The 23,485-nt window shown below is 72.4% G+C and carries 20 protein-coding genes; 12 read left to right on the top strand and 8 right to left on the bottom strand.

What is annotated here, in order from left to right; translation table 11 throughout:
* From BN6_RS30240 to BN6_RS30195, 10 genes are all read left to right on the top strand, one after another.
* Entirely contained in the window at window positions 1-276 is a 276-nt protein-coding gene (locus BN6_RS30240; protein WP_015103637.1) for a hypothetical protein, read from the top strand.
* A gap of 51 nt (window positions 277-327) precedes the next feature.
* Window positions 328-2,298, top strand: coding sequence for an excinuclease ABC subunit UvrC (gene uvrC / locus BN6_RS30235; protein ID WP_015103636.1), 1,971 nt, complete (start codon window positions 328-330; stop codon window positions 2,296-2,298).
* Window positions 2,299-2,324: 26 nt separating this feature from the next.
* Window positions 2,325-3,182: an RNase adapter RapZ gene (gene rapZ / locus BN6_RS30230; protein ID WP_051076064.1), complete on the top strand. Its 858-nt coding sequence runs from the start codon at window positions 2,325-2,327 to the stop codon at window positions 3,180-3,182.
* Entirely contained in the window at window positions 3,179-4,225 is a 1,047-nt protein-coding gene (locus tag BN6_RS30225) for a gluconeogenesis factor YvcK family protein (protein WP_015103634.1), read from the top strand. The genes rapZ and BN6_RS30225 overlap by 4 nt, the downstream gene beginning before the upstream one ends.
* Window positions 4,216-5,202: a DNA-binding protein WhiA gene (gene whiA, locus BN6_RS30220; RefSeq protein ID WP_015103633.1), complete on the top strand. Its 987-nt coding sequence runs from the start codon at window positions 4,216-4,218 to the stop codon at window positions 5,200-5,202. Before BN6_RS30225 ends, whiA begins: the two co-directional genes overlap by 10 nt.
* A gap of 419 nt (window positions 5,203-5,621) precedes the next feature.
* Window positions 5,622-6,626: a type I glyceraldehyde-3-phosphate dehydrogenase gene (gene gap, locus BN6_RS30215; RefSeq protein ID WP_015103632.1), complete on the top strand. Its 1,005-nt coding sequence runs from the start codon at window positions 5,622-5,624 to the stop codon at window positions 6,624-6,626.
* Between the two features lie 31 nt (window positions 6,627-6,657).
* Window positions 6,658-7,830 (top strand): phosphoglycerate kinase, encoded by a 1,173-nt coding sequence (locus tag BN6_RS30210; RefSeq protein ID WP_015103631.1) that lies wholly within the window; start codon window positions 6,658-6,660, stop codon window positions 7,828-7,830.
* Window positions 7,830-8,618, top strand: a complete 789-nt coding sequence (gene tpiA / locus BN6_RS30205) for a triose-phosphate isomerase (RefSeq protein ID WP_015103630.1) — start codon at window positions 7,830-7,832, stop codon at window positions 8,616-8,618. Before BN6_RS30210 ends, tpiA begins: the two co-directional genes overlap by 1 nt.
* Window positions 8,619-8,708: 90 nt before the next feature.
* Window positions 8,709-8,939 carry a preprotein translocase subunit SecG gene (gene secG / locus BN6_RS30200; protein WP_015103629.1) on the top strand — a complete coding sequence of 77 codons (231 nt, stop codon included), beginning with the start codon at window positions 8,709-8,711 and terminating at the stop codon, window positions 8,937-8,939.
* Between the two features lie 50 nt (window positions 8,940-8,989).
* Complete coding sequence (locus BN6_RS30195) at window positions 8,990-9,334, top strand: RNA polymerase-binding protein RbpA (protein WP_015103628.1); 345 nt, start codon at window positions 8,990-8,992, stop codon at window positions 9,332-9,334.
* 517 nt (window positions 9,335-9,851) lie between these two features.
* Here the strand turns inward: BN6_RS30195 and BN6_RS49220 are convergent.
* Window positions 9,852-10,736: a hypothetical protein gene (locus BN6_RS49220; protein WP_231904791.1), complete on the bottom strand. Its 885-nt coding sequence runs from the start codon at window positions 10,734-10,736 to the stop codon at window positions 9,852-9,854.
* Window positions 10,737-10,819: 83 nt separating this feature from the next.
* Between BN6_RS49220 and BN6_RS30180 the strand changes: the two genes are divergently transcribed.
* Together BN6_RS30180 and BN6_RS30175 are read left to right on the top strand one after the other, a co-directional pair.
* Window positions 10,820-11,659: a hypothetical protein gene (locus BN6_RS30180; RefSeq protein WP_231904790.1), complete on the top strand. Its 840-nt coding sequence runs from the start codon at window positions 10,820-10,822 to the stop codon at window positions 11,657-11,659.
* Complete coding sequence (locus BN6_RS30175; RefSeq protein WP_041314568.1) at window positions 11,656-13,314, top strand: serine/threonine-protein kinase; 1,659 nt, start codon at window positions 11,656-11,658, stop codon at window positions 13,312-13,314. Before BN6_RS30180 ends, BN6_RS30175 begins: the two co-directional genes overlap by 4 nt.
* On the opposite strand, the gene BN6_RS30170 is transcribed toward BN6_RS30175, so the two are convergent.
* The 7 genes from BN6_RS30170 to tkt all read right to left on the bottom strand — a co-directional run bounded on the left by BN6_RS30170 (window position 13,280) and on the right by tkt (window position 23,352).
* Window positions 13,280-14,551 (bottom strand): sensor histidine kinase, encoded by a 1,272-nt coding sequence (locus tag BN6_RS30170; RefSeq protein WP_015103625.1) that lies wholly within the window; start codon window positions 14,549-14,551, stop codon window positions 13,280-13,282. The genes BN6_RS30175 and BN6_RS30170 overlap by 35 nt on opposite strands.
* 407 nt (window positions 14,552-14,958) lie before the next feature.
* Window positions 14,959-15,702 carry a 6-phosphogluconolactonase gene (gene pgl, locus BN6_RS30165; RefSeq protein ID WP_041314565.1) on the bottom strand — a complete coding sequence of 248 codons (744 nt, stop codon included), beginning with the start codon at window positions 15,700-15,702 and terminating at the stop codon, window positions 14,959-14,961.
* On the bottom strand, window positions 15,699-16,877 hold the full coding sequence (opcA, locus tag BN6_RS30160; RefSeq protein ID WP_015103623.1) for a glucose-6-phosphate dehydrogenase assembly protein OpcA: 1,179 nt from the start codon (window positions 16,875-16,877) through the stop codon (window positions 15,699-15,701). The genes pgl and opcA overlap by 4 nt, the downstream gene beginning before the upstream one ends.
* Window positions 16,874-18,415: a glucose-6-phosphate dehydrogenase gene (zwf, locus tag BN6_RS30155; RefSeq protein WP_015103622.1), complete on the bottom strand. Its 1,542-nt coding sequence runs from the start codon at window positions 18,413-18,415 to the stop codon at window positions 16,874-16,876. The genes opcA and zwf overlap by 4 nt, the downstream gene beginning before the upstream one ends.
* Before the next feature lie 73 nt (window positions 18,416-18,488).
* On the bottom strand, window positions 18,489-20,105 hold the full coding sequence (locus BN6_RS30150) for a hypothetical protein (RefSeq protein ID WP_015103621.1): 1,617 nt from the start codon (window positions 20,103-20,105) through the stop codon (window positions 18,489-18,491).
* Window positions 20,106-20,110: 5 nt separating this feature from the next.
* Window positions 20,111-21,223: a transaldolase gene (gene tal / locus BN6_RS30145; RefSeq protein WP_015103620.1), complete on the bottom strand. Its 1,113-nt coding sequence runs from the start codon at window positions 21,221-21,223 to the stop codon at window positions 20,111-20,113.
* A 35-nt stretch (window positions 21,224-21,258) separates the two neighbouring features.
* Window positions 21,259-23,352, bottom strand: coding sequence for a transketolase (gene tkt / locus BN6_RS30140; protein ID WP_015103619.1), 2,094 nt, complete (start codon window positions 23,350-23,352; stop codon window positions 21,259-21,261).
* Between the last annotated feature and the right edge of the window lie 133 nt (window positions 23,353-23,485).

The following is a 23,485-nucleotide window of genomic DNA, read 5'->3' as shown; positions in this document are numbered from 1 at the left end:
GTGGGGTACACGCTCGACGTCGACCCCGACGCGCGTGCCCAGATCCGCGCGCTTCCGCCGGAGGGCGCCATCGCGTTGGTCGAGGCGTTCGAGGTGCTGTCGCTCGTTCCCGAGCGGGGCGAGCCGGCGAACGCCCGCAACCCGACCGGTGGTCTCTACCACCTGCCGTTCGGCGACGGACGCGGGTTGATCACCTACCTGTTGCTCACGACTCAGGGTCGAGTCGACGTGCTGGTGGTCACCCGGGTGTCCTTCGAACAGCACCCGGTCGCCTGACAGGGGTCGGGCGCGCGCGGGATTGTCGGTGGGCGCACGTAGGCTTGTCGGGTGGCCGACCCGTCGACCTATCGCCCTGCGACAGGCACCATCCCCGATGCTCCCGGCGTGTACAAGTTCCGCGACGCGACCGGTCGTGTCGTCTACGTCGGCAAGGCCAAGAGCCTGCGCCAGCGGTTGAACTCGTACTTCGCCGACATCGCCGGGCTGCACCCGCGCACCCGGCAGATGGTGACCACCGCCGCCGGTGTCGAGTGGACGGTCGTGACGACCGAGGTCGAGGCGCTCCAGCTGGAGTACAACTGGATCAAGGAGTTCGACCCGCGGTTCAACGTCCGCTACCGCGATGACAAGTCCTACCCCGTGCTCGCGGTCACCCTCAACGAGGAGTTCCCCCGCCTGCACGTCTACCGCGGCCCGCGGCGCAAGGGCGTGCGCTACTTCGGCCCGTACGCCCACGCGTGGGCCATCCGCGAGACGCTCGACCTGCTGTTGCGCGTCTTCCCGGCGCGCACCTGCTCGGCCGGCGTGTTCAAGCGGCACAACCAGATCGGCCGGCCCTGCCTGCTCGGCTACATCGACAAGTGCTCCGCGCCGTGCGTGGGCCGCGTCTCGGCCGACGAGCACCGCGACATCGTCGAGGACTTCTGCGACTTCCTGGCCGGCCGGACCGACGCGATGGTCCGTCGCCTGGAGAAGGAGATGACGGCCGCCGCCGAGGAGCTGGAGTTCGAGAAGGCCGCCCGGCTGCGCGACGACCAGTCCGCGCTCAAGCGCGCGCTGGAGAAGCAGGCCGTGGTGTTCGGCGACGGCACCGACGCCGACGTGGTCGCGTTCGCCCAGGACGACCTCGAGGTCTCCGTGCAGGTCTTCCACGTGCGCGGCGGCCGGGTCCGGGGCCAGCGCGGCTGGGTCGTGGACAAGGTGGACGAGACCGGGGTGGCCGACCTGGTCGACCAGTTCACCACCCAGTTCTACGGCGAGCAGGCCGACTCGGCCCGGGTCAGCGGCGTGGAGTCCGCGCCCGTGCCGCGCGAGGTGCTGGTGCCCGAGCTGCCCGAGGACGCGGTCGCCGTGGAGAAGTGGCTGTCGGACCTGCGGGGCGGCAGGGTCGTGCTGCGGGTGCCGCAGCGCGGCGACAAGAGGGCGCTCATGGAGACCGTCGAGCGCAACGCGAAGGAGGCGTTCCAGCAGCACAAACTGCGTCGCGCGGGCGATCTGACGGCCCGCTCGGCGGCGTTGCAGGAGCTCCAGGACGCCCTGGGCCTGGACACCGCGCCGCTGCGCATCGAGTGCACCGACATCAGCCACGTCCAGGGGACGGACGTGGTGGCGTCGCTGGTGGTGTTCGAGGACGGTCTGGCGCGCAAGTCCGAGTACCGGCGCTTCGCGATCCGCGAGGGGGCGGAGCAGGGCGACGTGGGCTCGATCGCGGAGGTGGTGCGCCGGCGGTTCCAGGCGTACCTGCGGGAGAACGCCGACCAGCCGGACGGTCCGCTGCCGGGCATCGACCCGGACACCGGCAAGCCGCGCCGGTTCGCGTACGCGCCGAACCTGCTGGTGGTCGACGGTGCCGGCCCGCAGGCGCAGGCGGCCTCGGACGTGCTGGCCGAACTGGGCATCACCGACGTGGCCGTGGTGGGCCTGGCCAAGCGGCTGGAGGAGGTGTGGGTGCCCGGCGAACCGGACCCGGTGATCCTGCCCCGCACCAGCGAGGCCCTCTACCTGCTGCAACGGGTGCGCGACGAGGCGCACCGGTTCGCCGTGGCCTACCACCGGCAGAAGCGGTCCAAGCGCCTGACGACCTCCGCGCTGGACGAGGTGCCGGGCCTGGGGCAGACGCGCAAGGCCGCGCTGCTCAAGCACTTCGGCTCGGTGAAGAAACTGCGCGAGGCGAGCATCGAGGAGATCAGCGGGGTGCCGGGAGTGGGCCGGCGCACCGCCGAGGCCGTGCACGCGACGTTGGGCGCGGCCGGTACCGAAAGCGTCGGCGGAGCCGACCATCAGAGGGAGCACAAGTGAGCGCACAGGCCGGCGAGAAGTCCGGCATCGAGGTCGCGGTGGTGACGGGGCTGTCGGGGGCCGGCCGCAGCACCGCCGCGAAGTGCCTGGAGGACCTGGGCTGGTTCGTGGTGGACAACCTGCCGCCCGAGCTGATCGCGACGATGGTGGAGCTGGGCGCGCAGGCACGGGGGGCCATCACCAGGGTCGCGGTCGTCATGGACGTGCGCAGCCGCGCGTTCACCGAAGACCTCGCGGCGGTGATCAAGGACCTGGACGCCCGCGGCTACAAGCCGAAGGTGCTGTTCCTGGAGGCCACCGACGACGTGCTGATCCGGCGGTTCGAGTCGGTGCGCCGGGGCCACCCGCTACAGGCGGACGGCCGGCTCGCGGACGGCATCGAGGCCGAGCGCGCGCTGCTCACGCCGCTGCGCGAGGAGGCCGACCTGGTGCTGGACACCTCCGCGCTGTCGGTGCACCAGCTGCGGGCCAAGATCGAGGACACGTTCGGCAGCGAGTCGGCGACCCGGACCCGCGTGACGGTCCTGTCGTTCGGCTACAAGTACGGCCTGCCGATGGACTCCGACCTGGTGATGGACGTCCGGTTCCTGCCCAACCCGTTCTGGATCCCGGAGCTGCGCGAGCAGACCGGCCTGGACGGCGACGTCCGCAACTACGTGCTCACCCAGGAGGGCGCGGAGGAGTTCCTGGACCGCTACCACGAGCTGCTGCGGCTGATCGGGGCCGGCTACCGGCGCGAGGGCAAGCGGTACCTGACGCTGGCCGTGGGCTGCACCGGCGGCAAGCACCGCAGCGTGGCCATCTCCGAGGAGCTGGCCTCGCGGCTGGCCGCCGAGGACGGCATGGCGGTCAAGGTCGTGCACCGGGACCTGGGACGCGAGTGAGCTTGAGCGCTGTCGCACCCAAGGTGGTGGCGCTGGGCGGTGGGCGCGGACTGCACGTCACGCTCACCGCCCTGCGGCGGATGACCGAGGACGTCACCGCGGTGGTGACGGTCGCCGACGACGGCGGCTCGTCCGGCCGGCTGCGCCGCGAGCTGGGCCTGCTGCCGCCCGGCGACCTGCGCAAGGCCATGGTGGCGCTGGCCGACACGGACGGCCCCGGCGCGCTGTGGGCGACGCTGTTCCAGCGCCGCTTCGGCGGCACCGGCGCGCTGGCCGGGCACGCCGTGGGCAACCTGGTGCTGGCCGGCCTGCTGGAGGAGCTGGGCGACCCGGTGGCGGTGCTGCGCGAGGCGGGCCGGCTGCTCGGCGTGCACGGCCGGGTGCTGCCGATGTGCACCGAGCCGCTGGAGATCGAGGCGGACGTCACCGGGCTGGACGAGGACGTCGACGTGGTGCGCCGGATCCGCGGCCAGGTCGCGATCGCCACCACGCCCGGCCGGGTGCAGCGGATCCGGCTGCACGGCCCCGGCGGGCCGGGTGAGCCGCCCCGGGGCTGCGCGGAGGCCGTGGAGGCGGTGCTGGGCGCGGACGTCGTGCTGCTCGGGCCCGGCTCGTGGTTCACCAGCGTGCTGCCGCACCTGTTGGTGCCGGAGCTGCACGACGCGTTGACGCGGACGGCGGCGAGGAAGGTCGTGGTGCTCAACCTCGTCCCCCAACCGGGGGAAACCGCCGGCTTTTCGCCGGAGCTGCACCTCGACGTGTTGTGCGCGCACGCCCCGACGTTGCGGGTCGACGCCGTGATCGCGGACGTCGACGCGGTGCCCGTTCCGGACAGCCTGCGGCGCGCCGCCGCAGCTCTCGGCGCTGCGGCCCACCTGTCGCCGATCGCGCTGCCGGGTTTCCCGGACCGCCACGACCCGGTCGCCCTGGCGTCGGGCATTCGTCGCGCGTTGGACGGCCTGCCCGCAGGGCCCGGGGAGCCGTCAAGTACAACCCTCCAGGAAGAACGCGAGACCAGGGGAGGCGATGAGCCGTGGCGATGACGTCTGCGGTCAAGGACGAGCTGAGCAGGCTGGCCGTCTCCAAGACCTGCTGCCGCCGGGCGGAGGTCGCCTCGCTGCTGCGGTTCGCGGGCGGCCTGCACATCGTGGGCGGCCGGGTCGTGGTCGAGGCGGAGCTGGACCTGGGGTCCACCGCCCGCCGGCTGCGCCGGGAGATCCACGAGCTCTACGGCCACCAGTCCGACGTGTTCACCATCACCTCCAGCGGGCTGCGCAAGGGCACCCGGTTCGTGGTGCGGGTGGTGAAGGACGGCGAGGGCCTGGCCCGGCAGACCGGCCTGCTCGACCCGCGCGGCCGCCCGGTGCGCGGGCTGCCCGCGCCGGTGGTCTCCGGCGGGGTGTGCGACGCCGAGGCGGCCTGGCGCGGCGCGTTCCTGGCGCACGGCTCGCTGACCGAGCCCGGCCGGTCGTCGTCGATGGAGGTCACCTGCCCCGGCCCGGAGGCGGCGCTGGCCCTGGTCGGCGCGGCCCGGCGGATGGGCATCGGCTCGAAGTCCCGCGAGGTCCGGGGCGCGGAGCGGGTGGTGATAAGGGACGGCGACGCGATCGGCGCGATGCTGACCCGGCTCGGCGCCCACGACAGCGTGCTGGCCTGGGAGGAGCGGCGGATGCGCCGCGAGGTCCGGGCGACCGCGAACCGGCTGGCGAACTTCGACGACGCCAACCTGCGCCGCTCGGCGCGCGCCGCGGTCGCGGCGGCGGCCCGGGTGCAGCGGGCGCTGGAGATCCTCGGCCCGGAGGCCCCCGACCACTTGGCGGCGGCGGGCGCGCTGCGCCTGGCGCACCGGCAGGCGTCGCTGGAGGAGCTGGGCCAGCTCTCCGACCCCCAGATGACCAAGGACGCGGTGGCGGGCCGGATCCGGCGGCTGCTGGCGATGGCCGACAAGCGGGCCAAGGAGCTGGGCATGCCGGACACCGAGTCGGCGGTCACCGCGGACATGCTCGAAGCCGAGGTCTGACCCCGCCCGACGCCGGAACCCTTCCGACGCCGCCGGCCACCCACCCGAGCCGACGCTCGCGCCGCTGCCGACCTCCGGGCCGCTGGCATCCACGGGCCGCCGCGCTGCCGTCCGTGGCCTCGCGCCGTCGGCCCTCGCCTGGGTGCCGCCAACGCCGGTCGCCCTTCGTCATTCCATCGTGACCCTGTGCCTCCGCGCGGGTGGCGGAGAAGGCCCGGGAGCCGACTGCCGGGAGGAGCAGACGTCACCGGACGTGGTGGTTACTGAACCGTAGCTCTGGATTTTCTTGCTCGATAAAGAGATCCTGGTGGTCCACGTGACCAGGGGCGCAGCGCGGAGGATAGGCTGGCTGGCGGCTGCTCGCAGTCAATCCGCACGCACCCTGGCGCACAGCCAGTCGAGTATCGAGGAGACTCACCGTGACGGTTCGCGTAGGTGTCAATGGTTTCGGCCGCATCGGTCGCAACTTCTGGCGCGCCGTTCAGGCCAGCGGGCACGACATCGAGATCGTCGCCTTCAACGACCTCGGTGACGTCAACACGATGGCCCACCTGCTCAAGTACGACAGCATCCTCGGGCGGCTGCCGTACGACGTGAAGGTGAACGACGAGGGCATCGAGGTCGACGGCAAGACGATCAAGGCGCTGGCCGAGCGCGACCCGGGCAAGCTGCCCTGGAAGGACCTCGGCGTCGACGTCGTGGTCGAGTCGACCGGCTTCTTCACCGACGCCGCCGCCGCGCGCAAGCACGTGGACGAGGGCGGCGCCAAGAAGGTCATCATCTCCGCGCCGGCCAAGGGTGAGGACCTCACCGTGGTGCTGGGCGCGAACGACGACCAGTACGACGGTTCGCAGACCGTCATCTCCAACGCCTCGTGCACCACGAACTGCCTGGCCCCGCTGGCCAAGGTGCTGCACGACGCGTTCACCATCGAGCGTGGCCTGATGACCACCATCCACGCCTACACCCAGGACCAGAACCTCCAGGACGCGCCGCACAAGGACCTGCGCCGCGCCCGTGCCGCCGCGCTGAACATCGTGCCCACCAGCACCGGTGCCGCGAAGGCGATCGGCCTGGTCCTGCCCGAGCTCAAGGGCAAGCTCGACGGCTACGCGCTGCGCGTGCCGGTGCCGACCGGCTCGGCGACCGACCTGACCGTGACCGTCGGCCGGGAGACCACCGTCGACGAGGTCAACGCCGCCTACAAGGCCGCGGCCGAGGGCGCGCTCAAGGGCTACCTCCGCTACAACGAGGACCCGATCGTGTCCAGCGACATCGTCACCGACCCGGCGTCGTGCATCTACGACGCGCCGCTGACCAAGGTCATCGGCAACCAGGTCAAGGTCATCGGCTGGTACGACAACGAGTGGGGCTACTCCAACCGCCTCGCGGACCTGGTCAACCTGGTCGCCTCGAAGCTCTGACCTGCCTGGCCACCGAGCGGAAAGACCGGTTGTGAAGACTCTCAGCGACCTGATCGCCGAGGGTGTCTCGGGTCGGCGCGTCCTGGTGCGCGCCGACCTGAACGTCCCCCTCGACGGCGACAAGATCACCGACGACGGCCGCGTCCGCGCGTCGGTGCCGACCCTCAAGGCGCTGGTCGACGGCGGCGCGCGCGTCCTCGTCGCCGCCCACCTGGGCCGCCCCAAGGGCGAGCCCGACCCGGCGCTCTCGCTCGCCCCGGTCGCCGTGCGGCTGGGCGAGCTGCTCGGCCAGACCGTCGAGCTGGGCACCGAGGCCGCCGGCGACGGCACCGTCGTGCTGCTGGAGAACATCCGCTTCGACGCCCGCGAGACCAGCAAGGTCGACGCCGAGCGCGAGGCGCTGGCCGACGAGCTGGCCGCGAAGGCCGACGCGTTCGTCTCCGACGGCTTCGGCGTCGTGCACCGCAAGCAGGCTTCGGTCTACGACGTGGCGAAGAAGCTGCCCGCCTACGCGGGTGGCCTGGTGCTGGCCGAGGTCGAGGTGCTGCGCAAGCTCACCGCCGACCTCCAGCGCCCGTACGTGGTCGTGCTGGGCGGGGCGAAGGTGTCCGACAAGCTCGGCGTCATCGCGAACCTGCTGACCAAGGTCGACCGCCTGCTCATCGGCGGCGGCATGGCCTACACCTTCCTCAAGGCGCAGGGTCACGAGGTCGGCAGGTCGCTGCTCCAGGAAGACCAGCTCGACCAGGTCGCGGGCTTCCTCAAGGAGGCCGAGGAGCGCGGCGTGGAGCTGGTGCTCCCGGTCGACGTGCTGGCCGCGACGGGCTTCGCCGCCGACGCCGAGTTCGACGTGGTCAAGGCCACCGCGATCCCGGCCGACCGGCAGGGCCTCGACATCGGCCCGGAGTCGCGCGAGCAGTTCGCCGCGAAGCTGGCCGACGCCAAGACGGTGTTCTGGAACGGCCCGATGGGCGTGTTCGAGTTCGAGGCGTTCGCCGGCGGCACCCGCGCGGTGGCCGAGGCGCTGGTCGCGAGCGACGCGTTCACCGTGGTCGGCGGCGGCGACTCGGCCGCGGCCGTGCGCGCGCTGGGCCTGCCCGAGGACGGCTTCTCGCACATCTCGACCGGCGGCGGCGCGTCGCTGGAGTACCTGGAGGGCAAGGAACTGCCCGGCGTCGCCGTGCTCGAGGAGGGGACCGCTTGATGGCCGCCCGACAGCCGCTGATCGCGGGCAACTGGAAGATGAACCTCAACCACCTCGAGGCCATCGCCCTGGTGCAGAAGATCGCCTTCTCCCTGCCGGAGAAGTACTTCGCCAAGGTCGAGGTGGCGGTGCTGCCGCCGTTCGTCGACATCCGGTCCATCCAGACCCTGGTCGACGGCGACAAGCTGCTGCTCAAGTACGGCGCGCAGGACCTGTCGCCGCACGACTCGGGCGCCTACACCGGTGACGTCTCCGGGCGGATGCTGGCCAAGCTGGGCTGCTCCTACGTGACGGTCGGCCACTCCGAGCGGCGCGAGTACCACCACGAGGACGACGCGCTGGTCAACAAGAAGGTCAAGGCGGCGCTCAAGCACGGCGTCACCCCGATCTTCTGCCTCGGCGAGCGGGTGGACGTGCGCGACGCGGGCAACCACGTCGAGCACTGCACGAACCAGCTCGTGGCGGGCCTCAAGGGCGTGTCCGCCGAACAGGCCAGGGACATCGTCGTCGCGTACGAGCCCGTCTGGGCGATCGGCACCGGCAAGGTGGCCTCGTCGGCGGACGCGCAGGAGGTGTGCGCGGCGCTGCGGGTGAAGCTGGCCGAGCTGCACGGCGAGGACGTGGCGTCGGCCGTTCGGGTGCTTTACGGCGGGTCGGTGAAGTCCGGGAACATCGCCGAGCTGGTCGCGCAGAAGGACGTCGACGGGGCCCTGGTCGGCGGTGCGAGCCTGGAAGCGGACGAGTTCGCGAAGCTCTGTGCCCTCGCGGCCGGCGGCCCTCTACCCTGAGTCATCGAACAAGCCCCACCACCGAGGTGGTCCACGGTCGGCAGTCGACCGGGTACTCTGTGGCGTCACCTGCCTGACAGCGAGGAAGAAATGACAACGTTCCTGCAGATCCTGTTGGTCGTCTCCAGTTTGCTGCTGATCTTGCTGGTGCTGCTGCACCGGGGGCGTGGCGGCGGTCTGTCCTCGTTGTTCGGCGGCGGCATGCAGTCGAGCCTGTCCGGTTCGAGCGTGGTGGAGAAGAACCTGGATCGCCTGACGCTGTTCGTCGGGGCCATCTGGGTGATCGCCATCGTCGGTATCGGACTGCTGACCAAGCTCTGATCAAGGTCAACTGACGACAGGGAAACCACGTGGTGGGGGTGTGAGGGTCGATGGCTGGTGGTAACGCGATTCGCGGTACCCGCGTCGGCGCAGGCCCGATGGGTGAATCGGAGCGCGGCGAGTCCGCGCCCCGGCGTCGGGTGTCGTACTGGTGCGCCAACGCGCACGAGTCGCGTCCGTCGTTCGCGGTCGAAGCGGAAATCCCGGAGAACTGGGACTGCCCCCGGTGCGGTCTGCCGGCGGGTCGGGACGAGCAGGCTCCGCCGGCTCCCCCGCGCAACGAGCCGTACAAGACGCACTTGGCGTACGTGAAGGAACGCCGTTCCGACGCGGACGGAGAGGCGATCCTCGAAGAGGCGCTCACCAAGCTGCGCAAGCAGCGCGAAGAGCCCTAGCCGCAAGACAACGCGCCGGCCCCCGTGGACCCACCACGGGGGCCGGCGCGTTTCGCACCCCCAACCCCCCACCCCCAACCCCCCACCCCCAACGCCCCACCGGCGGCCCCCCGCCGGCAGCCCCTCACCGGTACCCCGCCGCCCACCCCGCGACTGCCGGTAATTGTCGGTACCCAGTGGGACAATGGTGACCGGGGGCCGGAGGCCAAGCCCAGCACACCGGGAACCGGGGTACCGCAGGCCATTCGGCGCCGTTTGGCCGCTCGCAGTTGTGCCGCTCACGGCCCCTGCGGCTCGCTGAGCCCGGCCGCCGCCGACTTGCCGGACGAACCCGCCCAGAACCCACCCGCGTCCTTGCCCGGCGGTGCGGTGGCTTGGTTGCGCGGCGGCGGCGGTGCGGTGCGTGGCGGCTTGGCGGTGCGGTGCGCCCGGCGCGCCCGGTGGTCCGGCGCGCCCCATGGCCCGGCACGTCCGGTGGCCTGGCGGTGTGCCCGGCCACCCCGGCGCGGGCCCGGCCTCAAGCGGTGCGGCGGAAGGCGCTGAACTGGCGGCGGAGCAGGGTGGCTCCGATGAGCAGGAAGAACACCAGGATCACCAGGGTCGACGTCGTGCCGCCGGTCGAGCTGGTCAGGGCCACGTCGACGCTGCCCACCAGGATGATCCCGCAGTCGGCGCGGATGACGTGCCGGCCCGGTTGGATCGTGGCGAACTCGACCCGCGTGCTGAACGTCCCCGTCCGGTCCGCCCGCGCGGTGCCCACGTCCTCGCCGAGCGAGCTGAGCGTCACCTCCGACCCCGGTTGGCACCCGGTCCCGGTGGCGGTCAGCGGGTCGCCGGGCTGGATGTTGTCCTTGTCCAGCGTCAGCGCCCCGTCACCGCCCTCGAACGTCCCCGCGGTCGGCACGGATTCCGAGGTGCTCTCCGTGGTGGTCGTGGTGGTCGTGGTCGTGGTGGACGTCGTGGTCGTCGTCGTGGTGGGCCGGGTGGTCGTGGTGACCGCCGGTGGAGTCGTCACCACGGGCGGATTGGTGGTCGTGGTGACCGGTGGGGGAGTGGTCGTGGTCGGCCGGGTGGTCGGCGCGAGCGTCACCGAGTACGTGGCGCGGGCGATGCTGCCGCGGCACACCGTGCGCAGCACGACCGTGTGCGACCCGGGATCCGACCACGTGGGCGAGGACACGGTCACCGCGCCCCGGTACGCCTGCGCGGGTGTCGCCAGGATGTTGCCCGCGTTGTCCCACAACACCTGCATCCGCTGGTAGCAGTCGGGATCCCAGGAGAACCCCACCCAGCTCACGGTGAACGCCGAGCCCGCCGAGCCGCTCGCGGGCGTCACCGTGATGGACGGCGGAACCTGCGCGGAGGCCGGAGTGGACGCCAGGGAGGTAACGCCATAGGCCACTGCACCGAGTAGAGCTAGTGTTCCTGCCGATCGCATACCGACTCCCGGACTCGTCCGCGTCCCCTGAACTTCGAGGTGCCCCTGTGAGACGCATTATGGGTGGGGTCGGTTTACTGCTCGGCTGCGGGATCTTCAGCGGGATCTTCAGGGGCATCTCCAGCGTCGTCCTCGGCGTTGTCGTCGGCGGGATCCTCCCGGCCACCGCGCACGCCGCCGGTGACGAGGTCACCCTGACCGCCTCTGTGGACGGCCGTCCGGCCGGCCCGGACGACCTGGTGCTCGACCCGTCCGGCTCGGCGAAGATCGCGATCACCGTCCACAACGGAACCGACACCGTGCGCCACGTGAAGACCGTTCGCCTTTCCGGCACGGCACTCGCGCTCACGTTCTTCTCCTACGACACTACGGTCCCGTTCGACGTCCCCGCGAAGCAGAGCGTCACCAAGGCGTTCTTCCTCGACCTCGGCCAGCTCGGCACCCAGGCCACCGGCCTGCTGCCCACCGACATCGAGGTCCTCGACGTCGAGCGCCAGGTGATCGCCTCGATTGGCGCGACCGGTGACGTGCGCGGGTCGATGTGGTCGGTCTACGGCGTGTTCGGCCTCGCGGTGTTCTTCCTGACCGCCCTGGCGTGGGCGGGCGCGCTGTGGGCGCTGGCCCGGCGCAGGCTGCCCGCGAACCGGTGGCAGCGCGCCATGCAGTTCCTCCCGGCGGGCGTCGGCACCGGCCTGGTCGCCGTCATCTCGCTGTCGGTGCTGCGGGTGATGGCCCCGTCGCCGGCCGCCGAGGTGCCGTTCATCCTGGGCGCGGCCGCGGCGGCGTTCCTGCTCGGCTACCTGACCCCGAACGCGGCCGAACCGCCGCCCGTCGACCCGGAGACGACCCAGCGGATCACCCGCCCGCTGCCCGGTGGTGCGGCGTGAGCCCGAGCACGGCGCCGAGCCCGAGCGTGATCGCCGCGCTGCCGCAGTACGACATCGGCGCGCAGATCGGGCACGGCGGCATGGGCGTGGTCTACGAGGGCGTGCACCGCCCGCTCAACCGCCCGGTGGCGGTCAAGCGGCTGCCGCACGTGCTCGCCGAGGACGCCCGGATGAGCGCCCGGTTCGAGCACGAGGCCCGCCTGCTGGCCCGCCTGGACCACCCGCACATCGTGCCGGTCTACGACTACGTGCAGAGCCACGGCGAGCACCTGCTGGTGATGGAGAAGCTCGACGGCGGCACGGTCTGGTCGACGTTCACCGAACGCGGCTTCACCCCGCCCCAGTCGTGCGCGCTCGCCCTGGCCACGCTGTCCGGCCTGCACGCCGCGCACGGCGCGGGCGTCCTGCACCTGGACGTGAAGCCGAAGAACCTGCTGTTCACCGCGCAGGGCGCGCTGAAGGTCGCCGACTTCGGCATCTCCCAGGTGGTCAGCGAGGGCGCGACCCTGGTCACCCACGCCGGCCAGGTGCTCGGCACACCCGCCTACCTGTCGCCGGAGCAGGCGCTGGGCAACCCGCTCACCCCGGCCGCCGACGTCTACGGCACCGCCACCGTCCTGTACGAGCTGCTCAGCGGCCGGCTGCCGTTCGAGTCCGGCGGCGGCGCGCTGGCCATGATCCAGCGGCACGTCCACCAGCAGCCGCGCCCGCTGACCGAGGTGCCGGCCCCGCTGGCGCGGGTCGTGATGCGCGGGATCGAACGCGACCCGCAGGCCCGCTACCGCAACGCCGAGACGTTCGCGATCGACCTGGCGGGCGCGGCGGCCGAGGTGTTCGGCCCGGACTGGCTGCTGCGGGCGAGCCTGCCGGTGCACCTCGCGCCGCAGGTCGCCGCCGCGAGCACCCGGCCGTCCAGCCACCCGTCGGTGCCGCGCGAGACGGTGAACGTCCTGGTCCGGGCCACCGCCGTCGACCTGCCGTCGCCGGTCCGGCTCGACGGCCAGACCCTGATCCCGGCCCGCGACCTGCTCGAACGGCCCAAGCCCGCGCGCTGGTTCGGCCTGGCCGCGGCGGTGTTCGCGCTGGTCGCGCTCGCACTGCCGATCACGCTGCCCGGCCGTGACCTGCCCGTGCTGGAGAGCGACCTGAGCAAGCCGGTCGTGGTGGCGGGCGTGGTCGAGCCCGCCCGGCTCACCGTCACCGCCGTCGGGATCACGCTCGCCGACGTCACCGCCGTCCCGCAGAGCACGCCCGTGGCGTTCGAGCTGCCCGGCGCGGCCCGCTGGATCGTCGGCGGCGCGGCGCTGGCCACCGTCGAGTCCGGCGGTCAGCGCACCGAGTACTCGCTGCGGCCCACCGAGAACCCGATGATCAGCATCATGGGCGTGGGCAGCGCGGTGCTGCTGCTGTTCACCCTGGCCTACCTGGAGTCGCTGCTGCGCTCGCTGCGCCGCCGCCAGTCCGGGGCCGCCGCCGTCGTCGCGTCGGCCCCGCTCGGCTTCGGCCTGGGTGTCGCCGTGTGGCTGCTGCCGTCCGTGCTGCTGCGCCACGAGCCCGCGCTGTGGCCCGCCCTGGTGGGCGGCGCGCTGGGCCTCGCGGCGGCCGTGTGCACGGCGGTGGCTACCCGTCGAGCTGCCGGGCCAGGGGGAAGGTGACCGCGACCCGGAACCCGCCGTCGTCGCTGGGTCCGGCCTCGAACGTCCCGTCCAGCAGCGCCGCCCGCTCCTGGAGCCCGACCAGCCCGTGGCCGCCGCTGGGCAGCATCGGGCACTCGCGCGGCAGGACCGGCGGGTCGTTGCGAATCTCCACCCGCAGCTCGTCCGGCTCGGCTTGGACGTGCACGGCGGTCGCCGCGCAGCCCGCGTGCTTGCGCACGTTCGTCAGCGCCTCCTGGACCGTCCGGTAGACCGCCCCGGAGATCGGTGCCGGCAGGTCGCCCACCGGCCCCAGCACGGTCAGCGACGCCGGGATCCCCGCACCCGCCACGAGCTGCGGCAGCTCCTCCACGCGCGGCTGCGGCGAGTCGTCACCATCGGTGGTGCGCAGGACGCTGACCAGTTGGCGCAGCTCGTCGAGGGTCCGGGTGCTCAGCATCCGGATCGTGCCCGCGACCTGCTTGGCGTCCGGGTCGGCGACCGCCACCCGCAACGCGCCCGCCTGCATGGCTATCAGGCTGACCTGGTGCGACACCACGTCGTGCATCTCGCGGGCGAGCCGGGCCCGTTCGTCGGCCCGCACGGCGTGCGCGTGCAGCAGCCGTTCCCGTTCGCGGCTGGCCGCCAGTTCGGCTATCCGCGCGGACAGCTCCTCGCGGGCGTGCGCGAGCAGCCCGATCGCGATCGGCATCCCGGCCACGATGCAGCCGTAGATCGCGTCGTGGATGTGCGTGGTCCACGGCAGCGCCAGGAACTCGTCCGGTGGCCAGAGGAAGAACCGGCTCAGCCACACCAGCCCGGCGGCGATGTAGGTCTGGGTCGAGAGCAGCTTCTGCCGGGCCAGCGTGCCCAGCGCGATCATCGCGGCGAGCTGCGCCATGCCCGCGAAGAACCCGGGCACGGTCAGCAGCACCACCAGGAACGGGAACCGCCGGCGCAGCACCAGCGCCGACACGGCGATGATCGAGAGCGCGTAGTTGTAGGGCTTGGCGTCCGGCGCGAACCAGAACCACACGTCGAACGCGCCGACCGCGACGGCGGCGAAGTCCACCGCCAACTGCCGGTGCCGGAACAGCCGCTCGCGCCACCCCCGGGCAGCGCGAGGCACCCGTTCGGTGGGGACGCCGTTGACCCCGCCGCTCGGCAGCCTTTCGACAGCGTTGCCGGCCAGGACTCGCCCTCCCGTGTCAGCCACCCGCTGCTCGTCACCGTACTGCGCTGTCATCACGCTTGGCATGACCGCCCTCTCGCCCCCGAAAGTGCCCGCCGAGCCCCACCTCACCCAACGAGATGCAACGATTACCCGAAAGGGACGTGCGGGCCAGCACAAAATTGCGACCGCGAACGCATGTTCGACATCCGGACGCCTGACGGGTGATGTGGATCACCGGACGACAGCGGGGTCGACCCGGATCGGGACCAGCCGGAGAACCGCACCGTGATCGACTTCAGGTGGTCGAGCCCCCTCGTCGTCGGGGAGCGTCGGGAAGTACTGCGGATCGGCGCCTCACGAAGTCCCGGGGCGTGCCCGCACGGGCGTGCGACGTGAATCCTCGCCTGCTGCGGGTTGGCCCTGACCAGGGGAGATGGTGCCGGCGGTGGCGACCAGTGGTCACCACCGCCGGCGTTGCGTCCGCGGGTCGGTCAGGCCGGTGGCAACTTGTTCGCGGCGGCCGTGTCGAGGAGCCACAGGGTGCGGCTCAGGCCGGTCGCGCCGGCGGCCGGGATGTCGACCTCGTTCGCGGCCACCAGGGCCGCCGCGACCGCGTCGGCCTTGGCTTCGCCGGTGGTCATCAGCCACACCTCGCGGGCGTGGCGGATCGCCGGGAGGGTGAGGCTGACCCTGGTCGGCGGCGGTTTGGGGCAGTCGCGGACCGCGACGACGGTCCGGTCGTGCTCGTGCACCGCCGGCGACTCCGGGAACAGCGACGCCACGTGGCCCTCTTCGCCGACGCCGAGCAGCAGCACGTCGAACGCCGGCACGCTGCCCCGCGCCGTGAGCACCTCGGCGTACGCCGCCGCCGCCGCGTCCGGGTCGTCGCCGAACCGGCCGTCGGACGGCTCCACCGCGTGCACCCGCTCCGGGTCCACCGGCACGTGGTCCAGCAGGGCCGCGCGGGACTGGGTCTCGTTGCGGTCCGGGTGGCCGGCGGGCAGGAAGCGCTCGTCGCCCCAGTACAGGTCGACCCGCGACCAGTCCACGGCGTCGCGCGCCGGGCTGTCGCGGACCTGCTCCAGCACCGCCGCGCCGGTCCGGCCGCCGGTCAGCACCAGCGACGCGGTGCCTCGGGCGGCCTGGGCGTCGACCAGCGCGGTGACCAGGCGGGCGGCCGTGACGGCGGCCAGCAGGACGCCGTCACGGTGCACCACCACCTCGGGGGCGGTCATGCCTTCGCCTTGGCGGCCTTGGCCGGGGCTTTCGCAGCCGTCTTCGCGGCCGTCTTCGCAGCGGCCTTCGCCGTGGCCTTGACCGGAGCGGCGGTCTTCGCCGGGGCGGTGGCTTTCGCGGGGGCCTTGGCCGCGGGGGCCTCGCCGTTGGGCGACTCCGTGGGCTTGTCGGCAACGGGCTTGTCGACGGTGGGCTTGTCGGCAACGGGCTTGGTGGCGGCGGGCTTGCGGGCGGCGGAGGTCTTCACCGGGGTCCGGCCGCGCACGACCTTGCCCAGCGATCGCAGCGCCGACTCGTACACCTCGTCCGGGTCCAGCCGGCGCAGTTCCTCGGCCAGGCAGTCGCGGATCTCGCGGCGCTGCAGCGCCACCCGCCGCTGCGGCTGGCCGGGCTGGGTGAGCGTGCCGACCTTGCCGTCCGGCCGGAGCAACTCCACCACCCCGGACTTGCGGGCCAGCTTCACGTCCACGATGCCGACGCCGCGCGCCGCCTTGGACCGCTTCACCGGGGCCTTGAGCGCACCCGCCAGCCACGCGGCCAGCAGGTCCGTCGACGGCGAGTCGGCCTCGCCGCTCACCTCCGCCTCGGTGACCCGGTCGAACGGCGGCAGGTCGAGCGCGGAGGCGAGCATCGCCCGCCACAGCGTCAACCGGGTCCACGCCAGGTCCGTGTCGCCCGGCGTGTAGCCGGACTTGCGCTGGTCGAGGGCCTTGATCGGGTTCTTCTCGGCCGCCGCGTCGGTGATCCGGCGCTGCGCGAGCTGACCGATCGGGTCCTTGGCCGGCACCGCCGGGGCCTCGTGCGGCCACCACGCCACCACCGGGGTGTCCGGCAGCAGCAGCGGCACGACGCACGACGCGCCTTCGTTGGCCAGTTCCCCGTACAGCCGCAGCACGATCACCTCGGACGCGCCCGCGTCGCCGCCGACCCGGATCTGGGCGTCGAGCCGGGGCGCGGCCTTGCGCGCACCGCGCGCGACCACGATCACCCGGCACGGGTGCTCGCGGCTGGCGTCGTTGGCCGCGTCCACGGCGTCCTCGGTCTTCGCCCCGTCGTCGGTGACGATGACCAGGGTCAGCACCCGGCCGAGGGTGACCGCGCCGCCCTCCTCGCGCAGCTGCACGAGCTTGCTGTTGACCTGTGACGTGGTGGTCGAGGGCAGGTCGATGATCACGGGCGCCTCCAGTGCCTGCCGGTGCGGTCGAGCATCTCGTCCGCGGACGCCGGACCCCAGGTGCCCGCCTTGTACTTCTCCGGAGCCCCGGTGGCGGCCCAGTGGTCGAGCACCGGGTCGAGGATCTCCCAGGACAGCTCGACCTCGTCGTTCTTCGGGAACAGCGACGGCTCGCCGAGCAGCACGTCGAGCAGCAGCCGCTCGTAGGCCTCGGGGGAGGACTCGGTGAACGCGTGGCCGTAGCCGAAGTCCATCGTGACGTCCCGGACCTCCATGGTGTTGCCGGGCACCTTGGAGCCGAACCGCATGGTCACGCCCTCGTCCGGCTGCACGCGCACCACCAGGGCGTTCTGCCCCAGCTCCTCGGTCGCGGTGTCGTCGAACGGCAGGTGCGGCGCGCGCTTGAACACCACGGCCACCTCGGTGACCCGGCGGCCCAGCCGCTTGCCGGTGCGCAGGTAGAACGGGACGCCCGCCCACCGCCGGGTGTTGATCTCGCAGGTGATCGCGGCGTAGGTCTCGGTGGTGGAGTCGCCGGCGAAACCGCCCTCCTCCAGCAGGCCGGGCACCTTCTGGCCGCCCTGCCAGCCGCCGGTGTACTGGCCGCGCGCGGTGGTCTCGGCGAACGGGCCCACCGGCTTGGTCGCGGACAGCACCTTGACCTTCTCCGCCCGCAGGTCGGCCGGCTTGAACGACACCGGCTCCTCCATCGCGGTCAGCGCGAGCAGTTGCAGCAGGTGGTTCTGGATCACGTCACGCGCCGCGCCGATGCCGTCGTAGTAGCCCGCGCGACCGCCCAGCCCGATGTCCTCGGCCATGGTGATCTGCACGTGGTCGACGTAGTTGGCGTTCCAGATGGGTTCGTAGAGCTGGTTGGCGAAGCGCAGGGCCATGATGTTCTGCACCGTCTCCTTGCCGAGGTAGTGGTCGATGCGGAACACCGACTCCTCGGGGAAGACGTCGTTGACGATCTTGTTCAGGTGCTTGGCGCTGGGCAGGTCGTGCCCGAACGGCTTCTCGATGACCACCCGCCGCCACTGGCCGGGGCTGTCCTTGGGCGGCGTGGCCAGGCCGGAGCGCTTGAGCTGGTTGACCACCGTGGTGAACGCGCTGGGCGGTACCGAGAGGTAGAACGCGTGGTTGCCGCCGGTGCCGCGCTCGCGGTCGAGGTCGGCGATGGTCTCGGCCAGCGAGTCGAACGCGGCGTCGTCGTCGAACGTGCCCTGCACGAACCGGATGCCCTCGGCGAGCTGGTCCCAGACCTCCTGCCGGAACGGCGTGCGGGCGTGCTGCTTGACCGCCTCGTGCACGACCTGCATGAAGTCCTGGTCGGCCCAGTCCCGCCGGGCGAAGCCGACGAGCGCGAAGCCCGGCGGCAGCAGCCCCCGGTTGGCCAGGTCGTAGATGGCGGGCATGAGCTTCTTGCGCGACAGGTCACCGGTCACGCCGAAGATCACCAGGCCACAGGGCCCGGCGATCCGCGGCAGCCGCTTGTCCCGCGGATCGCGCAGCGGGTTGCGCTTGGTCGGCGCGGTCATCGGCCCTCCTCGCTGCGCTCGTCGGACAGGTGACCGAGCGGTGCTGCGCTGAATGGTGATCTCGCGAGCGCGATCACGAACCGTCCTCCTGGATGGCCTCGACGAGCTGCGCGAGCCCGGCGACGCGGTCGGTGAGGTGCAGTCGCAGCACCGGACGACCGCGCTCGGCCAGCACCTGGCCGTCGCCCAGCGCCTGCGCCGTCTGCAACGTGCCCAGGTCGTACGGCCGGCCCGGCACGTCCAGGGACGTCTCGGACGCCCCGGTGATCTGGAGGAACACCCCGTTCTGGTGCCCGCCCTTGTGGTACTGCCCGGTGGAGTGCAGGAACCGCGGGCCCCAGCCGAACGTGGTCTGCAGGTGCGAGCGCTGCGCGAGCTCCGGCCGGACCAGCGCGAACGACGCGTCGTCCAGCCGGTCCAGGTACGCCTGCACGGACAGGTAGCCGTGGTCCGGCGCGGCGGCGACGAGCAGCTTGAGCGCGTCGGCGACGGTCTTCACGTCCGCCGGCAGCCAGCCCCCGCTCGCGTGCACCTCGATCGGACCGTCCACGAAGGCCGGTGCCGCCACCGACGCGGTCGGCGCGTCCAGGAGGGACCGCGCGGCCGTCTTCGCGGCCTCCACGTCGGGCTGGTCGAACGGGTTGATGTCGAGCACCCGGCCCACCAGCGCGGTCGCGTACTCCCACACCAGGAACTGGGCGCCGAGCGAGCCCTCGACGGCGACCGACGAGGAGCCGGTGGCCGGTCCGATCGCGACGGTCGTGGCGTCCGAGCGGGCGTCCACGAAACCGGGCGCGCCGGGACCCTCCACGACCACCGGCAGCAGGCCGGTGCCGTCCTTGCCGGTGGACTCGGCGATCAGCTGCTCGGCCCAGTCGCCCAGGCCCTTGATCCCCGACCCGGTGTCGGCGAACACGATCTTCTCCGCGCCGTGCGCGTGCGCCACGGCGAAGGTCGCCGCGAGCACCACGGCCGGGTTGTCCGGCGAGTCCGCCGAGACCAGCGGCACGACGGCCGCGGCGTCGTCGAGCAGGCCCGCCACGTCGGCGCCCGCCAGCCCGGAGGGCACCAGGCCGAACGCGGTCAGCGCCGAGTACCGGCCGCCCACGTTCGGGTCGGCCAGGAACACCTTGCGGTAGCCCGCCTCCCGCGACGCCGTTTCCAGCGGCGAGCCCGGGTCGGTCACCACGACGATCCGGGACGCCGCGTCCACGCCCTCGGCGGCGAACGCGGCCTCGAAGATCCGCCGGTGGCTGTCGGTCTCCACGGTGCCGCCCGACTTGGACGACACCACCAGCACGGTGCGGGTCAGGTCGCCGGCCAGCGCGTCGGCCACCTGGCCGGGGTCGGTGGTGTCCAGCACCACCAGCGGCACGCCGGCCGTGCCGGTGATCACCTCGGGCGCGAGCGACGAGCCGCCCATGCCCGCGAGCACCACCCGGTCCACGCCCTCGGCGAGCAGTTCCGCGCGCAGCGCCTCGATCTCGGCGACCAGCGGGCGCGATGTCTCGTGCAGCGCGGTCCAGGCGAGCCGGATGGACGCCTCGGGTTGCGCCGCCGGACCCCACAGGGTCGCGTCGCCGGCGGTGAGCCGGCTCGCCACCCGGTCACGGACCAGGTCGGCCACGACGAGCGCGACCTGGTCCTCGTTCGGCGAGCGGACGATCTCCACGGAGACCACCTCGGTCATGTGTTTCAGTCCTTAGCCTGGTTCAGTTGGCCGGTCACCGTGTCGAGCAGTTCCGCCCAGGACTTCTCGAACTTGTCCACGCCCTCGGTCTCCAGGACGACGAACACGTCGTCGAGGTCGATGCCGACCTCGCTCAGCCCGTCGAAGACCTCCTGCGCCTGCGCGGCCCGCCCGGTCACGGTGTCACCCGTGATCTTGCCGTGGTCGGCGACCGCGTGCAGGGTCTTCTCCGGCATCGTGTTGACCGTGCCGGCCACGACCAGCTCGTCCACGTACCGGGTGTCGGAATACGCGGGGTCCTTCACGCCGGTCGACGCCCACAGCGGGCGCTGCGGACGCGCGCCGTCGGCGGCCAGCGCCTCCCAGCGCTCGCCGCGGAAGGTCTCCTCGAACGCCGCGTAGGCCAGCCGCGCGTTGGCGATGGCGGCCTGGCCGCGCAGCTCCTGGGCGCGCGGGGTGTCCAGCGCCTCCAGCCGCTTGTCGATCTCACTGTCCACCCGGGACACGAAGAACGACGCCACCGAGTGGATGCCGCGCAGGTCGTGGCCGTTCGCCTTGGCCTGCTCCAGGCCCGCGACGAACGCCTCCATCACGTCCCGGTAGCGGGCGGTGGAGAAGATCAGCGTCACGTTCACGCTGATGCCCTCGGCGAGCACCTTGGTGATCGCGGGCAGGCCCTCGACCGTGGCCGGGATCTTGACCAGCAGGTTCGGCCGGTCCACCGCCTTGGCCAGGTCCAGCGCCTCGGCGATGGTCGCCTCGGTGTCGTTGGCCAGCCGCGGGTCGACCTCGATCGACACCCGGCCGTCCACGCCGTCGGTCGACTCGTAGAGCGAGCGGAACAGGTCGCACGCGTGGCGCACGTCCGACGTGGTGATCTCGCGGACGGCGGCGTCGGTGTCCGCGCCGCGCGCCACGAGCTCGCGCACCTGCTGGTCGTAGGCCGCGCCCTTGGCCAGCGCGCTCGCGAAGATCGTCGGGTTGGTGGTCACGCCCACCACGTGCTGGTGGGCGATCAGGTCGGCGAGGTTGCCGGTGTTGAGCCGCTCGCGGGACAGGTCGTCCAGCCAGATCGACACGCCGGCGTCGCTCAGCGCGCCCAGGTTGTCGGTAGTCATCTCGTCATCTCCCCTTTGTGTCGCGCGCGGCGGGTCTAGCGGACCTTGGCCAGCGACCGGCGGGCCGCCGCGACCACGTTCTCGGTCGTGAAGCCGAACTCGCGGAACAGCGTCTGGTAGTCCGCCGACGCGCCGAAGTGCTCGATGGACACGATCTCGCCCGCGTCGCCGGCGAACCGGTGCCACGGCTGCGCGATGCCCGCCTCGACCACCACGCGCGCCTTGACCGACGACGGCAGCACGGACTCGCGGTACGCCTCGTCCTGCGCGTCGAACCACTCGATGCTGGGCAGCGACACCACGCGGGTCGCGACGCCCTCGGCCTCGAACGCCTCGCGCGCCTCGACCGCGATCTGCAGCTCCGAGCCGGTGGCGATCAGGATCAGCTCGGGCTCGCCCTCGCCCGCCAGCACGTAACCGCCGCGCTTGACGCCCTCGACCGCCTTCTCCTTGGTGCCCGCCAGCACCGGCAGGTTCTGCCGGCTCAGCGCCAGGCCGACCGGGCCGTCGATCTGCTCGATGTTCGCCCGCCACGCGGCGGCCGTCTCGTTGGCGTCACCGGGGCGCACCACGGTGAGGCCCGGGATCGCGCGCAGCGCGGCCAGGTGCTCGATCGGCTGGTGCGTCGGGCCGTCCTCGCCCAGGCCGATGGAGTCGTGCGTCCACACGTAGGTGACCGGCGACTTCATGACCGCCGCGAGCCGCACGGCCGGGCGCATGTAGTCGGAGAACACCAGGAACGTGCCGCCGTACGGGCGGGTCGGGCCGTGCAGCGCGATGCCGTTGAGGATCGAGCCCATGGCGTGCTCGCGGACGCCGAAGTGCAGCGTGCGGCCGTACGGGTTGGTCTTCCACATGCCGGTGGAGATCGACTCCGGGCCGAAGGAGGTCTCGCCCTTCATCGTGGTCAGGTTCGACTCGGCGAGGTCGGCCGAGCCGCCCCACAGCTCCGGCAGCACCGCCGCGAGCGCGGTCAGCGTCTCGCCGGAGGCCTTGCGGGTCGGCACGCCCTTGGCGTCGGGCTCCCACGACGGCAGCACGTCGGTCCAGCCCTCGGGCAGCTCGCGCGCGGTGAGCCGGTCGAACAGCGCCTTGCGCTCCGGGTTCGCCGACGCCCACGTGTCGAACGACTCCTGCCACTCGGCCTTGGCGGCCTCGCCGCGCTGGACGACCTCGCGGGCGTGCGCGAGCACCTCGTCGGCCACCTCGAAGGACCGCTCCGGGTCGAAGCCGAGCAGCTTCTTGACCGCCGCGACCTCGTCGCCGCCCAGCGCCGCGCCGTGCGCCGCACCGGTGTTCTGCTTGTTCGGCGCCGGGTAGCCGATGATCGTGCGCAGCAGCACGAACGACGGGCGCGACGTCTCCGCCCTGGCCTTCTCCAGCGCGTCGAGGATGCCGGCGACGTTCTCGCCGCCCTCCACGACCTGCACGTGCCAGCCGTAGGCCTCGTAGCGCTTCGCGGTGTCCTCGGACAGCGCGATCGCCGTGTCGTCCTCGATGGAGATCTTGTTGTCGTCGTAGATCACCGTGAGGTTGCCCAGCTGCTGGGTGCCCGCGAGCGAGGACGCCTCGGAGGTCACGCCCTCCTCGATGTCGCCGTCGGAGGCGATCACGTAGATCTGGTGGTCGAACGGGCTCGCGCCGGGCGCGGCGTCCGGGTCGAACAGGCCGCGCTCGCGGCGCGCGCCCATCGCCATGCCGACCGCCGAGGCCAGGCCCTGGCCCAGCGGGCCCGTGGTGATCTCCACGCCGCGGGTGTGCCCGTGCTCGGGGTGGCCGGGGGTGCGCGAGCCCCACGTGCGCAGCGCCTTCAGGTCGTCCAGCTCCAGGCCGTAGCCGGCGAGGAACAGCTGCACGTAGAGGGTCAGGCTGGAGTGGCCGGCGCTGAGCACGAACCGGTCGCGGCCCGGCCAGTCGGCGTCCGCCGGGTCGTGGCGCATGACGCGCTGGAACAGCGTGTAGGCCAGCGGCGCCAGGCTCATCGCGGTGCCGGGGTGGCCGTTGCCGACCTTCTGGACCGCGTCGGCGGCCAGGACGCGGGCGGTGTCGACGGCGCGCTTGTCGAGCTCCGTCCAGTCGGCGGGCAGATGGGCCTCGGTCAGCCGGGTGATGTCATCGGTGACGGACACGGACTTCCAGCTCCAGTCTCACGTAGGCGGCAGGTGGTCGACGGGCGTTCTCAATCGATCCCGTCAGGCCCGATCCGCGGTTTTCCCTCGTCCGCGGCCAGCCTAGTCGGCTGGTCGGACCCTCGTGCCGTGA

This window comes from Saccharothrix espanaensis DSM 44229 (genome assembly GCF_000328705.1).
GTDB classification, from domain to species: domain Bacteria; phylum Actinomycetota; class Actinomycetes; order Mycobacteriales; family Pseudonocardiaceae; genus Actinosynnema; species Actinosynnema espanaense.
Note: the sequence above shows the minus strand (reverse complement) of the source record. Positions and strands in the feature narration are given on the sequence as shown.

Bases quoted from the DNA above. Each gene is read 5' to 3' on its own strand.
- tpiA (WP_015103630.1), top strand. From the start codon at position 7,830: ATGGCCGCCCGACAGCCGCTGATCGCGGGCAACTGGAAGATGAACCTC.
- secG (WP_015103629.1), top strand. From the start codon at position 8,709: ATGACAACGTTCCTGCAGATCCTGTTGGTCGTCTCCAGTTTGCTGCTG.
- BN6_RS30195 (WP_015103628.1), top strand. From the start codon at position 8,990: ATGGCTGGTGGTAACGCGATTCGCGGTACCCGCGTCGGCGCAGGCCCG.
- BN6_RS30170 (WP_015103625.1), bottom strand. From the start codon at position 14,551: ATGCCAAGCGTGATGACAGCGCAGTACGGTGACGAGCAGCGGGTGGCT.
- pgl (WP_041314565.1), bottom strand. From the start codon at position 15,702: ATGACCGCCCCCGAGGTGGTGGTGCACCGTGACGGCGTCCTGCTGGCC.
- zwf (WP_015103622.1), bottom strand. From the start codon at position 18,415: ATGACCGCGCCGACCAAGCGCAACCCGCTGCGCGATCCGCGGGACAAG.
- BN6_RS30150 (WP_015103621.1), bottom strand. From the start codon at position 20,105: ATGACCGAGGTGGTCTCCGTGGAGATCGTCCGCTCGCCGAACGAGGAC.
- tal (WP_015103620.1), bottom strand. From the start codon at position 21,223: ATGACTACCGACAACCTGGGCGCGCTGAGCGACGCCGGCGTGTCGATC.